This is a genomic window from Streptomyces griseoflavus, assembly GCF_014649995.1.
Lineage (GTDB): Bacteria > Actinomycetota > Actinomycetes > Streptomycetales > Streptomycetaceae > Streptomyces > Streptomyces griseoflavus.
This window is the reverse complement of sequence record NZ_BMUC01000001.1, coordinates 1,175,616-1,189,474: the sequence shown is the minus strand read 5'-3', so window position 1 is coordinate 1,189,474 and position 13,859 is coordinate 1,175,616. Positions and strand designations below refer to the sequence as shown.

The window sequence follows — 13,859 nt, the reverse complement described above, 5'->3', positions numbered from 1 at the left end:
TGCTCCGCCACCCGACCGGCTCCGCCCGCACCACCGCCCCCGCACAGCGCTCCGGCTCGGGCACCGCCTGACACGACTCACCCCCGCGCCCCGGCCCCGGCGGCCGAGCGGTGGGCGGTCACGGCCCGGTGCGGTGCGGTGCGGTGTCCGCGTGGCGTCGGCGGCGAGACTCCCCCGGCCGCCGGTGGAGCCCGGCCACGGCCCGGTGGGTGGGCGCCCACGCCCGGCTGACCGCCCTGGCCGAGCGGCGGCGCGGGCACGGAGCCCGCGCCGCCGACGGCCGGCCCGTGTCAGAGCGCGGCGAGCGCCGAGCGCACCGCCTCCAGGTCGGCGTCGGACGCCAGCCCCGCGTGGTAGAGCCGGAGTTCCGTCGCGCCCCGGCGGCGGGCCTCCGTCGCGTCCGCGGCGAGGGTGGCGGGGCTGCCGCCCATGCCGGAGACGACCGTGAAGTTGGCGGCGAGGACCGCGCCCTCGCGGCCCTCCCGTGCGAACGGCGTCAGCGGACCGCTGCCCGGGGTGCAGGGCACGACCACGCCGTCGGCGACGGAGAGGATGTGTGCCGGGTCGACGCCCGCGTTGGCGCCGCAGTGGTAGGACACCGGGTCCGCGTGCAGGAGGATCCGGAAGCCGTCGGGGGCCGTCTCCCGTACGGCGGTGACCGCCGCCTCCTGGAGGGTGCGGGCCACCTCCTCGCGCCACGCGCGGGTGGCGTTCGCCGGCGTCTCGCCGAGCATTTTCTCGACGCCCGCCCAGCCCCCGTCGGAGGGCGCCCCCTGCCACACCGGCTCCAGCGCGGTGCGCACCGACGCGGCGAGCCCGTCGGCGTCCAGGCCCCGGCCCGCGTAGCCGTCGCGGCAGGACGGGCAGAAGCAGAGGGACATCAGGTACTGCCCCGCGTCCCCGAGGCCGACCCCGGCGGTCTTGTCGTGGGCGTGCAGGTGGGCCAGCCCGTACCAGCCGAGGGACTCCAGCTCGGTGCCGCGCGCTCCGGGGCGCACCGCCGCCTCGGCGGCCAGGTCGGTCAGGTAGGCGCGGACGGCGGGCCGGGCGATGCACGGCGCCCAGGGGTAGCGGTCGCCGTAGGCGTTGACCACCGAGGTGTCCGGATGTTCCGCGCCGAGGCGGGAGTTGTGGGCGAGGACCACCCAGGTGTGCACTTCCAGGCCCGCGTCCGCGAGCGCGGCGGCCGCCTCGCCGAAGGCGTCCCCGGGCGCCCAGTCACCGGCCGCGTACGGGCGCAGGGCCCGGCCCGACCAGCGGTCCTCCGCCATCGGGTAGAGCACGGCCGCGTACTCGGCGGTGACAACGCGGTGGCGCGGGTGGCGGGGCGTCAGCGCGCGGGTGGAGTGGTAGGCGGAGGCCAGCGTCACCTGTGCGGTGCCGAGCGCGGCGATCCGCGCGGGTGCCTCCGGGTCCCCGTTGACGTCCCAGGGGTAGACGAACGCCGACGCCTTCACATGTCCTCCTGGAGCAGCGCGAGTCCCCGCTCGATCAGGTGAGCGAGCTGCTTGACATGATCCCCCGCGGGTTCCGTCAGCGGCGGCCGCACCTCCCCCACCTCGAGGCCGCGCATCCGCACCCCGGCCTTGACGAGGGAGACGGCGTAGCCGTGGCCCTGGGCGCGCAGGTCGGCGAACGGCCGGTAGAAGCCGTCGGTCAGCCGGTCGACGGTGGCGCCGTCGCCGGTGCGGAAGGCGGTGTGGCAGGCGAGGGCGATCTCGGGCACGAAGCAGAACACCGCGGAGGAGTACAGGGTGATGCCGAGCCCGCGGTAGGCGGGCTGGGTGAGTTCGGCGGTGGGGAGCCCGTTGAAGTAGAGGAAGTCGCCGGGAGCGGCCGCGCGGACGGCGCTGACCGTCCGCTGCATCAGGTCGAGGTCGCCGTGGCCGTCCTTGAGGCCGATGATCCCGTCGGTGCGGGCCAGTCCGACGACCGTCTCCGGCGTGAAGAGGGCGTTGTCGCGCTGGTAGACGATCACGGGCAGGGGGGTGGCCGCGGCGATCTCCCGGTAGTGCCGCAGCATGCCTTCCTGTCCCGCCCTGACCAGGTACGGCGGCATGGCGAGCAGCCCGTCCGCGCCGGCGTCCTCGGCGAGCCGGGCCCAGCGGACCGCGAGCGCGGTGCCGTAGCCGGCGCCCGCGATCACCGGCACGCGAGACTCGGTGGCCTCCACGGCGGCACGGACGCAGCTCTCAAACTCCTCCGGTGTCAGCGCGTGGAACTCACCGGTGCCGCAGCAGGCGAACACCGCGGCGGCCCCGGCCTCCACACCGCGCCGCACATGGAGCCGGTAGGTGTCGAGATCGAGGGCGCCGTCCGGCCCGTACGCGGTGACCGGGAAGAACAACGGCCCGCTGGGCACTTCGAGTCGGGCGGCGAGAGGGGCTGACGTCACAAGCTCTCCCTGGTCCATATTCTTGATTGGCGTCCATATAGCTGAACGCTCTCCACGCTAAGACCCCCCGGGGACACCGGTCAAGCACCGCGCCGCGGCGCACACCAGCCGATTCCCGCGTTCGGCGGGACGTCGGACGATCATCGGGGGATACTTGACGAGCCGCGCCCGACCTCCTTAGCGTGTCCATGAATATGAATGCCGTGCGCCCATATGTACGGGTGTCCCGGCCGGCGCCGCAAGGAGACCCGAGGATGCCCGCTCCCCGCACCGTTCTGCTCACCGGCGCCGCCGGCGGCCTCGGCACCCTGATGCGGGACCTGCTCCCCGAATACGGCTACACGCTGCGCCTGCTCGACCTGCACCCCGTCGACGGCGCACCCGGTGCCGTCGTCGCGGACCTCGCCGACAAGGACGCCGTGCGTGAGGCGGTCCGCGGCGTCGACGCGATCATCCACCTCGCGGGCATCTCGCTCGAAGCCTCCTTCGACAAGATCCTCCGGGCCAACATCGAGGGCACCTACAACCTCTACGAGGCGGCCCGCGAGGAGGGCGTGAGACGTGTCGTCTTCGCCTCCTCCAACCACGCCGTCGGCTACACCCCGCGCCCGCGGGGGGACGACCCGCTCATCCCGGTCGACACCCCGCGCCGCCCGGACACCTTCTACGGCCTGTCCAAGTGCTTCGGCGAGGACCTCGCCCAGCTCTACTGGGACAAGCACGGCCTGGAGACCGTCTCCGTACGCATCGGTTCCTGCTTCCCCGAGCCGACCAGCGTGCGCATGCTGTCGGTGTGGATGAGCCCCGCCGACGGCGCCCGCCTCTTCCACGCCGCCCTGACCGCCGAGGACGTCGGCCACACCGTGGTCCACGGCTCCTCCGCCAACACCCGGCTGTGGTGGGACCTCACCTCCGCGCGGGCGCTCGGCTACGAACCGCGCGACGACTCCGAGCCGTACGCCCGGAAGCTGATCGCCGAACAGGGCGAGCTGGACCCGGACGACCCGGCGCACGCCTGCCTGGGCGGCCACTTCGTCACCGACCCGCCCATCTGGCCGTACTGACGACGACCCCCACGCACGCGCCACGGCGGCGCGAAACGATCGCCCACGGCGGCGGGCGGGCACCGAACGGGCCCGCCCGCCGCCGTATGCGGGCATCCGCACTGCCCGCTCCCACGCCTCCCCCGGCGCCCGCCCAGGTCCGCGCCGGGCACCACGCCCGCCGAACGGGCACAAGCGGGCAGGAACGGACACGCAACAAGCCTGGTCAGCAGCGGACACCCGCTGTAGAACTTCCCTCATGGGCCGCACCGGGCCCGAACGGGCAGCGAGATCAGGAAGCAGGTGCCGGTCATGAGCAACAGGACGGCCGAGGAGCGCCAGCGGGAGATCGTGCGGGTGGCACGCACCACCGGCTCGGTCGACGTCACCGCGCTCGCCGCCGACCTGGGCGTGGCCAGGGAGACCGTACGCCGTGACCTGCGCGCCCTGGAGGACCACGGACTGGTACGCCGCACCCACGGCGGCGCCTACCCCGTGGAGAGCGCCGGCTTCGAGACGACACTCGCCTTCCGCGCCACCAGCCACGTCCCCGAGAAGCGCAGGGTCGCGGCCGCCGCCGCCGAACTCCTCGGCGACGCCGAGACCGTCTTCGTCGACGAGGGCTTCACCCCGCAGCTCATCGCCGAGGCCCTGCCCGCCGACCGGCCGCTCACCGTGGTCACCGCCTCCCTGCCGGTCGCGGGCGCGCTCGCGGAGACCGGCACCGTGTCCGTCCTGCTGCTCGGCGGGCGGGTCCGCTCCGGCACCCTCGCCACCGTCGACCACTGGACCACGAAGATGCTCGCCGGATTCGTCATCGACCTGGCGTTCATCGGCGCCAACGGGATCTCCCGCGAACACGGACTGACCACGCCCGACCCGGCCGTCAGCGAGGTCAAGGCACAGGCCGTCCGGGCCGCCCGCCGGGTGGTGTTCGCCGGTGTCCACACCAAGTTCGGGGCGGTCAGCTTCTGCCGGTTCGCCGAGGTCGGCGCGCTGGAGGCGATCGTCACGAGCACCCTGCTGCCGGCCGCCGAGGCCCACCGCTACTCCCTGCTCGGACCCCAGGTCATCCGGGTCTGAAGCAGGCCGGACCACCACCGCAACAGCCCGTGTCCACGACCCCGGGGCGGAGCCATGCCCGGCGCCGCCCGCCCTCCGCCCCGGGGCTCCGCATACGTCCTGTACGCCGCTTTCGCCGAGGAGTGATCCATGCACACCCACAGCCGCTGGAGGCCACCGCGAGCCGCACTCGCCGCGGCCGCCGCAGGGACGCTGCTCGCCCCGCTGCTCTCCGGCTGCTGGGTCGGAGCGGGCGGGGCCGGGTCCGGCGGAGACTCCGTCAACGTCCTGATGGTCAACAACCCGCAGATGGTCGAACTGCAGAAGCTCACCGCGGAGCACTTCACCAAGGACACCGGCATCAAGGTCAACTTCACCGTGCTGCCGGAGAACGACGTCCGCGACAAGATCAGCCAGGACTTCGCCAACCAGGCCGGCCAGTACGACGTGGCCACCCTGTCCAACTACGAGATCCCCATCTACGCCCGCAACGGCTGGCTGAAGGAGATGGACTCCTACGTCGCCGACGACCCCGGCTACGACCAGCAGGACGTCCTCGAACCGATGCGCCGGTCCCTCACCGGCGACGACGGGAAGCTCTACGGCCAGCCCTTCTACGGCGAGTCGTCCTTCCTGATGTACCGCAAGGACCTCTTCGAGCGGGAGGGCCTCACGATGCCCGCCCGGCCCACCTGGCAGCAGGTGGCCGGCCTCGCCGCCGAACTCGACGGGGCCGAACCCGGCATGAAGGGCATCTGCCTGCGCGGACTCCCCGGCTGGGGCGAGGTCATGGCCCCGCTGACCACCGTGGTCAACACCTTCGGCGGCACCTGGTTCGACGAGGACTGGAACGCCCGGCTCGACTCCCCCGAGTGGCAGAAGGCGGTGAAGTTCTACGTCGACCTGGTCCGCGAGCACGGCGAGTCCGGCGCCCCCCAGGCCGGCTTCGCCGAATGCCTCAACAACATGACCCAGGGCAAGGTCGCCATGTGGTACGACGCCACCTCCGCCGCCGGCTCCCTCGAAGCCGACGGCTCCCCCGTCCAGGGCAAGGTCGGCTACGCCCCCGCGCCCGTCGAGAGGACCGAGTCCTCCGGCTGGCTCTACACCTGGGCCTGGGGCATCCAGGACGCCTCCCGCAACCCCGGCAACGCCTGGAAGTTCGTCTCCTGGGCCTCCAGCAAGGAGTACGAGCAACTCGTCGGCGACGAGATCGGCTGGTCCAACATCCCGGCCGGCAAGCGCGCCTCGACCTACGCCAACCCCGACTACCGCGCGGAGGCCGCCGCCTTCCAGGAGATGACCAAGGAGGCCATCGAACAGGCCCGGCCCGACGACCCGGGAGTACAGCCCCGCCCCGCGCCCGGCATCCAGTTCGTCGGCATCCCCGAGTTCACCGATCTCGGCACGCGGGTCTCCCAGGAGATCAGCGCGGCCATCGCCGGACGCCAGTCCGTCGCATCGGCCCTGAGGAAGTCCCAGCAGCTCGCAGAAGAGATCTCCGAGGAGTACGAGGGACGATGACCGCCACGACCACGGCCCCCGCGGCCGCGCCAGAGACCCGCCCGGCCCCCCGCCGGTCCTCCGACCGGCTCCGCGCCTGGGCCGCCCGCGGCCCCCTGCTGCCCGCCCTGATCTTCATGATCGTGGTCACCCAGCTGCCCTTCGTGGCGACCCTGGTGATCTCCTTCTTCGACTGGAACTCCCTCTACCCCGACGCCCGCGGCTTCGCCGGCTTCGCGAACTACCAGGAGGTCCTCACCGACGCGGACCTGCGCCGCTCCGTGTGGACCACGATCCTGCTGACCGTGGGGGTCGTCCTGGCCAGCCTGGTCCTCGGACTGCTCCTCGCCCTGCTGCTGGACCGCAGGTTCCGCGGCCGGGGCATCGTCCGCACCCTGCTCATCGCCCCGTTCCTGGTGGTGCCGGTGGCGGCGGCCCTGCTGTGGAAGCACGTCCTCTACAACCCCGAGTACGGGCTCCTCAACGGTCTGCTGCACTACGTCGGCGGCCCCCAGCCCGACTGGATCTCGAACACCCCGCTGCTCGCCGTCGAGGCCGCGCTGGTGTGGCAGTGGACGCCGTTCATGATGCTGATCCTGCTCGCCGGACTGCAGAGCCGGGACCAGCAGCAGCTGGAGGCCGCCCGGGTCGACGGGGCGGGCGACTGGCAGATCTTCGTCCACATCACCCTGCCCCACCTGCGCCGCTACCTCGAACTGGGCGCCCTGCTCGGCTCGATCTACATCGTGCAGAACTTCGACGCGGTCTTCACCATCACCTCCGGCGGCCTGGGCACCGCCAACCTGCCCTACACCGTCTACCAGACCTTCTACCAGGCCCACGAGAACGGCCTCGCCTCGGCCGCCGGCGTCCTGGTCGTCATCGGTTCCATCGTCATCGCGACCTTCGCCCTGCGCGTGGTGTCGTCCCTGTTCCGCGAGGAGGTGTCCCGCGCATGAGCAGCACCGCCGTACGCACCCGCGGCCGGTTCCGCGGCGGAGCGGGCCTGGGCCTGGTCGCCTGGCTGGCCGGCATCGTGTTCTTCCTGCCCATCGCCTGGATGGCCCTGACGTCCTTCCACTCCGAGACGGACGCGGCCACCAACCCGCCGTCGTTCGCCGCCGCCCTCACCCTGGACGGCTACCGCGAGTTCTTCGGCGCGGGCGGCGGCGCGAGCCCCTGGCCCGCTCTGATCAACTCCGCGGTGGCGTCCGTCGCCTCCACCCTCCTCGTCCTGCTGCTGGCCCTGCCCGCGGCCTACGCCCTGTCCATCCGCCCGGTGAAGCGGTGGACCGACGTGCTGTTCTTCTTCCTCTCCACCAAGATGCTGCCCGTCGTGGCCGGCCTGCTGCCGATCTACCTGTTCGCGAAGAACGCCGGGCTGCTCGACAACATCTGGCTGCTGGTCCTCCTCTACACCTCCATGAACCTGCCGATCGCGGTGTGGATGATGCAGTCCTTCCTCGCCGAGGTCCCGGTCGCGGTCATCGAGGCCGCCCAGATCGACGGCGCCCGGCTGCCGACGGTGCTGGCCCGCGTGGTCGCCCCGATCGCCCTGCCCGGCATCGCCGCGACGGCCCTGATCTGCTTCATCTTCAGCTGGAACGAGCTGCTGTTCGCCCGTGTGCTGACGGGCGTGGTCGCCGAGACCGCCCCCGTCTTCCTGACCGGCTTCATCACCAGCCAGGGCCTGTTCCTGGCCAAGGTGTGCGCCGCGTCGCTCGTCATCTCCCTGCCGGTGCTCGCCGCGGGGTTCGCCGCCCAGGACAAACTGGTCCAGGGCCTGTCGTTGGGAGCCGTGAAATGAAGGCCGCCGTCATCGAGTCCGTGGGCAAGGCCGTCGTCACCGAGGTCCCGGACCCGACGCCCGGGCCCCGCGACGTCGTCGTCGAGGTCGCGGCCTGCGGACTGTGCGGCACCGATCTGCACATCCTCCAGGGCGAGTTCGCCCCCAGGCTCCCGATCGTGCCGGGACACGAGTTCGCCGGCGAGGTGGTCGGTGTCGGCGCGCAGGTCACGGAGGTGTCGCTCGGCGACCAGGTGGCGGTGGACCCCTCCCTGTACTGCCACGAGTGCCGTTACTGCCGCACCGGCCGCAACAACCTCTGCGAACGCTGGGCGGCGATCGGCGTCACCACGGCGGGCGGCGCGGCCCGGTACGCCCTCGCCCCGGTGGCGAACTGCGTGAAGCTCCCCGAGCACGTCCGTACGCAGGACGCGGCGCTGATCGAGCCGCTGTCCTGCGCGGTGCGCGGCTACGACGTGCTGCGGTCGCGGCTCGGCGCGCACGTGCTGATCTACGGCTCCGGAACCATGGGCCTGATGATGCTGGAGCTGGCGAAGCGGACCGGCGCGGCGAGCGTGGACATGGTGGACCTCAATCCGGCCCGGCTGGAGACGGCCCGCCGGCTCGGTGTCTCCGCGTCGGCGGCGACCCCGGACGAACTGGACCGGCCGCAGGGGTGGGACCTCGTCATCGACGCGACGGGGAACGCCGCGGCGATCCAGGACGGGCTGGACCGGGTGGCGAAGGCCGGCACGTTCCTGCAGTTCGGAGTCGCCGACTATGCGACGCGGGTGCGGATCGATCCGTACCGGATCTACAACCAGGAGATCACCATCACCGGCTCGATGGCCGTGCTGCACAGCTACGAGCGCGCGGCGGAGCTGTTCGCGGGCGGCGTCCTGGAACCGGACGTCTTCATCAGCGACCGCCTCCCGCTGGACCAGTACCCGCAGGCCCTGGACCAGTTCGCGGCGGGCGTGGGCCGAAAGATCGTGGTGGTGCCCTAGCGGGTCCCGGCCCCTCCGGCGTTCGAGGAGCGGGGCCGGGGAGGAGCCAGGTGGCCCCGGACCGGGACGGGAAGGGGCGGCGGGGGCGGGGGCACCGGTCGGGAACACCCGACGGGAACACCTCTCTCCCCCGCCACCCCGATCGGCCCACAGGTAAGGGAACGGTAAAACGCCCTCGCTCGTTCACCCGGCATGACAGCTATGACCCCCGGCTCGAACATCCCCCTCCCCACCGCCCGCGTGACGGTGGACGTCTCCGCGCCCGTGCGGCTCGACGTTTCGGGCCTGCTGCTCACCGCCGACGGCAAGGTGCGCTCCGACGACGACTTCATCTTCTACAACCAGCCCGCCGGCCCCGGCGTGAGCTACCGCTCCGGCGGCGGCACCGCCCCCGACGCCATCACGGTCGACACCACCGCCGTGCCCCCGGGCATCGAGAAGATCGTCGTGACCGCGAGCCCCGACGCGGCGGGACAGACCTTCCAGGGCATCGAGCCGACGGCCACGATCCGCGACGCGGACGGCGGCGCCGTCCTCGCGACGTTCACGCCGCCGGGCCTCGGCTCCGAGACGGCCCTCGTGGTCGTCGAGATCTACCTGCGCAACGGCGCCTGGAAGGCCCGCGCCGTCGGCCAGGGCTACGCCAACGGCCTGGCCGGCATCGCCACCGACTTCGGTGTCACCGTTGAGGAACCGGCCGCCCCGGCCGCCCCGGCCCAGCCGGCCGCCGCTCCGCAGGCACCCCCCGTGCCGGCCGCCGCCCCCGCCGCTCCGGCCACGCCCCCTGCCCCGCCCGCACCCGCCCCCGGCTCCGGGAAGATCAATCTCGACAAGGGCCGGGTCAGCCTGCAGAAGAACCAGACCGTCTCCCTGATGAAGGGCGGCCGCCCGCTGCTCTCCCAGGTCACGATGGGTCTCGGCTGGGAGCCCGCCTACCGCGGCAAGGACATCGACCTGGACGCCTCGGTCATCGCCTACGGCCCGCAGCGCAACCACATCGACAGCTGCTACTTCGGCAAGCTCCAGATCGTGGGCGGCGCGATCCGCCACTCCGGCGACAACCTCACCGGCGAGGGCGGCGGGGACGACGAGACCATCACCGTCGACCTCGGCCGGCTTCCCATGGAGGTCAGCGGCCTGGTCTTCACGGTGAACTCCTTCTCCGGCCAGAAGTTCACCGAGGTCGCCAAGGCGTACTGCCGTCTGCTGGACACCACGACCGGCGAGGAACTGGTCCGCTTCGACCTCACGAGCGCCGAGGCGCAGACGGGCGTGATGATGGCGAAGCTGATCCGCCAGTACTCCGGCGAGTGGGAGATGACCGCGATGGGCGACTTCGTGAAGTCCCGCACGGTCCGCGGCATGGTCAAGCCGGCCGCCCAGGCCCTGTAGTCACACGCGTAACAGCGCCGGGTGCCCCTGTCCACGGACAGGGGCACCCGGCGTTCTCACGCGGCCCACGGCCAGTCGGCGTCCCGCCCGGCCTCGAGCAGCGGAACCATCCGGAACGCGGCGTCCGTCAGGCCGCCGAAGGTGTGCCGGTTCGCCGTGCCCGACGGGCCGTGGCCCGCCCGGTGGCCGGCGAGGTTCCAGGTGTAGACCGGGACGTGGGCCGGGACCTGCTCCGTCGGGTCCCCGTGGTGGCTGAAGGCGTACTGCTCGTCGGTGACGATCAGTACCCGGTCGTGCCCCGCGTAGTGCCGGCGCACCGCCCCGGTGGTGTCGGTGCCGCCGAGGTCGCCGAACCGCTCGAGGATTTTCAGCACCGACTCGCCCCGGCGGAACCGCACCCGCCGGCTGGTCGAGCCGAACTCGACGAGGTCCGCCTTCGCCGCCCGCAGCGCGAGCGCCGTGCCGAAGACCGCCGCCGCGTCCGCGCGGGTCAGTTCGGAACGGTCCGACATCCGGGAGTGGAACATCGAACCCGAGCGGTCCACGAGGACCAGCGTCCGCCCCGGCAGCGCCGGCACGTTGGCCAGCGAGTGCCCGAGCGCCCGCTCCAGCGGGTACGACCAGCGCAGCGACGGCGCGTGCCGGTACGCGGCGAGGTACCGGAAGGGGAACTGCCGCGACCGCGCGACCTCCGCCGGGTCGGCGATGCGGGCGGCGACCGACGCGGCGGCCTCGTCCGAGACGCCCGCCTCGTCGAAGTTCCGCAGGTTGCGCACCAGCGCCATCGTTCCCATGGACGGGATCACCGCCTCCCAGGCAGCCTGGTCCATCGGCCCCTGCAACCACCCCGCCAGCGCCTCCCAGGTGAGGCCGGCGGCGGCCAGCCGCTCGGCACCGCCGGGTGCCGTGACGACCGCCCGCCGCTCCGCGACGGGCAGCGCCATCAGCTCGCGGTGCGCGGTGAGCACACGGCTCGAAGCGGGCGGCACCGCGGTGTCCGGGTGGTGCCGGCGGTCCAGGGCGTAGCGGAACAGCTCGCCCTGCCACGGCTTGTCCGGGTCGGGGGCCGCGTGCACCAGGTTCAGGATGTCGCCGAAGCGGTAGCCCTTGGAGGCGGTGTCGTACTTCAGCAGCGCCCTGCCCCCGTAGAGGCGGCGTACGGCGTCGGCGACTCCGCGCTTGACGGGCTTGGGGATGTTCCGGCCGTACGTCGCCGTCCAGTGGGCGAGCAGCTCACCGGGTTCGTCGGGCCGCCGCAGCACGGAGTCCACGACCTGCCGGTTCGAGGGACCGTCGGTCGCTCCGGCGTCCAGCCGGGCCTTGACGTAGACGGCGGCGCCCACCAGGGAGGCGGTCCGCAGGCTGCCCTCGCCGCGCAGCCAGCCGAGCAGGCCGGCCGTCCACGACGGGTCCGTCACGGCGAGGTCGCGCACGAGCTTCGCGAACCGGTCGTCACGGCTGTCGCCGCTCTCGTGGAAGGTCCGCTGGGTCACGAAGTCGGAGACGGCGAGCAGGAAGAGCTCGGAGCGGGCGTCGCGTTCACGGCCCCGGCCGCCCTGGTGCGTGGTCAGGACGCGGCCCGTCGACGTCACACGCGAGGTGGGCCGCGCCTTCGCCTTCTTGGTGTTGAAGCGTGCCATGCGGAATTCCCCCGAATCCGTGTTTTTGGAGGAAGGCGCGAGGAGGACGGTGCCCGAGGACGAGGCCGGCGACGGAACACGTCAGGCGCGTCTTCCTTTTCCGCCACGTCGGCCCCGGGCCGACGACGGGATTCGAACCCGCAACAGACCTGATCCCGGAAGTATCCGCTGCCTGCGCACCGGGCACCCCGTCCTCCGCCGCGCCTCCCGAGATCGAGTCGGCGGCGGCACGGGATCTTTTCGCAGAAGAAGTAGCCGCAGCCCGCGCACCGGGAGGTGCGTGAAGTGTTCGGTGTCCAGAGTTCTGATTCGGCGGAACCGACGATGGCGCTCCAACCCCTGAGCTACACCGGCGTGTTGTGCCGGTGACGGGACTCGAACCCGTGACCGCCCCATGATGAGTGGAAGTAGGTCCTGCCTTCGCACCTGGACGTGCATCACTCTAGGAGGGCGGTCATCGGTCGGGCGAGCGAATTAATCAGCGGCGCTGACGCCGCCTCCGGGGCCGTGGGGCTCAGCCCCCGTGCTGCGACCGGGCCTTGAAGGCGGCCTTGCGTGCTTCCTTGGCGACCTTCTTGTCCGGGTGCAGGCGTCCCATGGCCTCCAGCACGTCCGCGGTGGCCGGGTGGTCCACCCGCCAGGCGGTGTCGAAGAAGCCGCCGTGCTGGCGTGCCAGGCCCTCCACCAGGGAGCGCAGTTCCTCGGAGTTGCCCTCCGCGGCGAGCTGGGCTGCGACGGTGTCGATGGTCAGCCAGAAGATCAGGGCCTCGGACGGGGGCGGCACGTCGGCCGCCCCGTGCTCGGCCAGCCACACCCGGGCCAGTCCGCCGAGTTCGGGGTCGGCCAGGACCTCCCGCAGGGCGGGCTCGGCGGAGGCGCCGACCAGCGACAGCGCCTGCTGGCACCGCAGCCGCCGCAGCGGCGCGCCCTCGTCGGTGCCCCGGGCGGCGGCCAGCAACTCGCGTGCGGCGGCCAGGGGTTCGCGCCGGGCCAGCCACTTCTCGGTTTCCGCGTGGGCGGCCGCGGGCGGGAAGCCGGCCGTGCCGTCGAGCAGCGCGTCGGCCCCCTTGTCGGTGAGCTCCCCGACCGCCGGCGCCCGGAATCCGGCCTCCAGCAGCCGGGCGCGCAGTCCGTAGAGCCCGAGCGGGGTGAGCCGCACCATGCCGTAGCGGGAGACGTCGGTGTCGTCCACCGGTGCCGCGGGCTCCTGCTCGGCGTCGGCCATCAGCGCCTCGTCGACCGGGTGGTACTCGACGAGCCCCACCGGTTCGAGCACGCGGAACTGGTCGTCGAGCCGCATCATCGCGTCGGAGACCTGCTCCAGGACGTCATTGGTGGGTTCGGGCATGTCGTCGGGCACGATCACCGATGCGGCCAGCGCGGGCAGCGGTACGGGCGCACCGCCGGGGCCCTCGTCCCCGACCGTGAGCAGGTACAGGTTGCCGAGCACTCCGTCGAGGAAGTCGGCCTCGGCCTCGGGGTCCCAGTCCAGGGCGTCGAGGTCGAGTTCCCCGGAGCCCTCTCCTTCGACGATGGCGTCGACGAGGCCCCCGAGGTCGGGGACGCTCGCGTCGCCGATCACCGTTTCCAGGGCGGCGAGCCAGACCCCCAGCACGTCCTGCGGCGATCCGCCGGTGAGCAGCGCCAGTTCGGCGCCCGCGGTGACGGTCCCCTCCTCCTCGTCGGCGATCTCGACGAGTCCGGTGTCGACGGCGACCCGCCAGGCCTCACTGGCGTGGGCGGCGGCGTCGTCGCCGGTCAGTCCGAGCTCCGCGGCGGCCGCGGACAGTTGCTCCTCGACGAGCCCGCCGCCGGCGTCCACGCGGGTCGCGGGCCCGGCCCAGCGGGCGAGCCCGGCGGCGCGGGACAGCAACGGGGTGGACAGGGCGTCGCGCGCCAGCTCCGCTTCGGGGTGCAGCCGCGCCGGCGGCAGGATGGAGCTGTCTGACATCGGCTTGTTTCTCCTCGGGCCTCATACGACTCAGCCGCTCAGCCTAGACGGATTTCCACCCATGCCGCCCGCTTCATCTC

Annotated in this window: 11 protein-coding genes; 7 read left to right on the top strand and 4 right to left on the bottom strand. The window is 72.6% G+C overall.

All coding sequences use genetic code 11. The features are described 5' to 3' along the window. Positions 1–290: 290 nt before the first annotated feature. Both IE172_RS05250 and IE172_RS05245 read right to left on the bottom strand, forming a co-directional pair. Positions 291–1,457 carry a hypothetical protein gene (locus IE172_RS05250; RefSeq protein ID WP_190095860.1) on the bottom strand — a complete coding sequence of 389 codons (1,167 nt, stop codon included), beginning with the start codon at positions 1,455–1,457 and terminating at the stop codon, positions 291–293. Beyond that, entirely contained in the window at positions 1,454–2,413 is a 960-nt protein-coding gene (locus IE172_RS05245; protein ID WP_190095859.1) for a 5-dehydro-4-deoxyglucarate dehydratase, read from the bottom strand. The genes IE172_RS05250 and IE172_RS05245 overlap by 4 nt, the downstream gene beginning before the upstream one ends. 236 nt (positions 2,414–2,649) lie before the next feature. On the opposite strand from IE172_RS05245, the gene IE172_RS05240 reads away from it, so the two are divergent. The 7 genes from IE172_RS05240 (at position 2,650) to IE172_RS05210 (ending at position 10,188) form a co-directional block, all read left to right on the top strand. Then, positions 2,650–3,459: an NAD-dependent epimerase/dehydratase family protein gene (locus tag IE172_RS05240; protein ID WP_190095858.1), complete on the top strand. Its 810-nt coding sequence runs from the start codon at positions 2,650–2,652 to the stop codon at positions 3,457–3,459. Positions 3,460–3,750: 291 nt separating this feature from the next. Further along, positions 3,751–4,521 carry a DeoR/GlpR family DNA-binding transcription regulator gene (locus tag IE172_RS05235; RefSeq protein WP_190095857.1) on the top strand — a complete coding sequence of 257 codons (771 nt, stop codon included), beginning with the start codon at positions 3,751–3,753 and terminating at the stop codon, positions 4,519–4,521. Between the two features lie 129 nt (positions 4,522–4,650). Next, positions 4,651–6,024 carry an ABC transporter substrate-binding protein gene (locus IE172_RS05230; RefSeq protein WP_190095856.1) on the top strand — a complete coding sequence of 458 codons (1,374 nt, stop codon included), beginning with the start codon at positions 4,651–4,653 and terminating at the stop codon, positions 6,022–6,024. Further along, complete coding sequence (locus IE172_RS05225; RefSeq protein WP_190095855.1) at positions 6,021–6,962, top strand: carbohydrate ABC transporter permease; 942 nt, start codon at positions 6,021–6,023, stop codon at positions 6,960–6,962. Before IE172_RS05230 ends, IE172_RS05225 begins: the two co-directional genes overlap by 4 nt. Then, positions 6,959–7,810, top strand: a complete 852-nt coding sequence (locus IE172_RS05220) for a carbohydrate ABC transporter permease (RefSeq protein ID WP_190095854.1) — start codon at positions 6,959–6,961, stop codon at positions 7,808–7,810. The genes IE172_RS05225 and IE172_RS05220 overlap by 4 nt, the downstream gene beginning before the upstream one ends. Next, on the top strand, positions 7,807–8,796 hold the full coding sequence (locus tag IE172_RS05215) for a zinc-dependent alcohol dehydrogenase family protein (RefSeq protein ID WP_190095853.1): 990 nt from the start codon (positions 7,807–7,809) through the stop codon (positions 8,794–8,796). The genes IE172_RS05220 and IE172_RS05215 overlap by 4 nt, the downstream gene beginning before the upstream one ends. Before the next feature lie 201 nt (positions 8,797–8,997). Further along, positions 8,998–10,188 (top strand): TerD family protein, encoded by a 1,191-nt coding sequence (locus tag IE172_RS05210; RefSeq protein ID WP_190096017.1) that lies wholly within the window; start codon positions 8,998–9,000, stop codon positions 10,186–10,188. Positions 10,189–10,244: 56 nt separating this feature from the next. On the opposite strand, the gene IE172_RS05205 is transcribed toward IE172_RS05210, so the two are convergent. Together IE172_RS05205 and IE172_RS05200 are read right to left on the bottom strand one after the other, a co-directional pair. Further along, on the bottom strand, positions 10,245–11,828 hold the full coding sequence (locus IE172_RS05205) for a TROVE domain-containing protein (RefSeq protein WP_190095852.1): 1,584 nt from the start codon (positions 11,826–11,828) through the stop codon (positions 10,245–10,247). Between the two features lie 514 nt (positions 11,829–12,342). Further along, a complete protein-coding gene (locus IE172_RS05200) occupies positions 12,343–13,779 on the bottom strand; it encodes a hypothetical protein (protein WP_190095851.1) in 1,437 nt (478 codons plus the stop codon). Between the last annotated feature and the right edge of the window lie 80 nt (positions 13,780–13,859).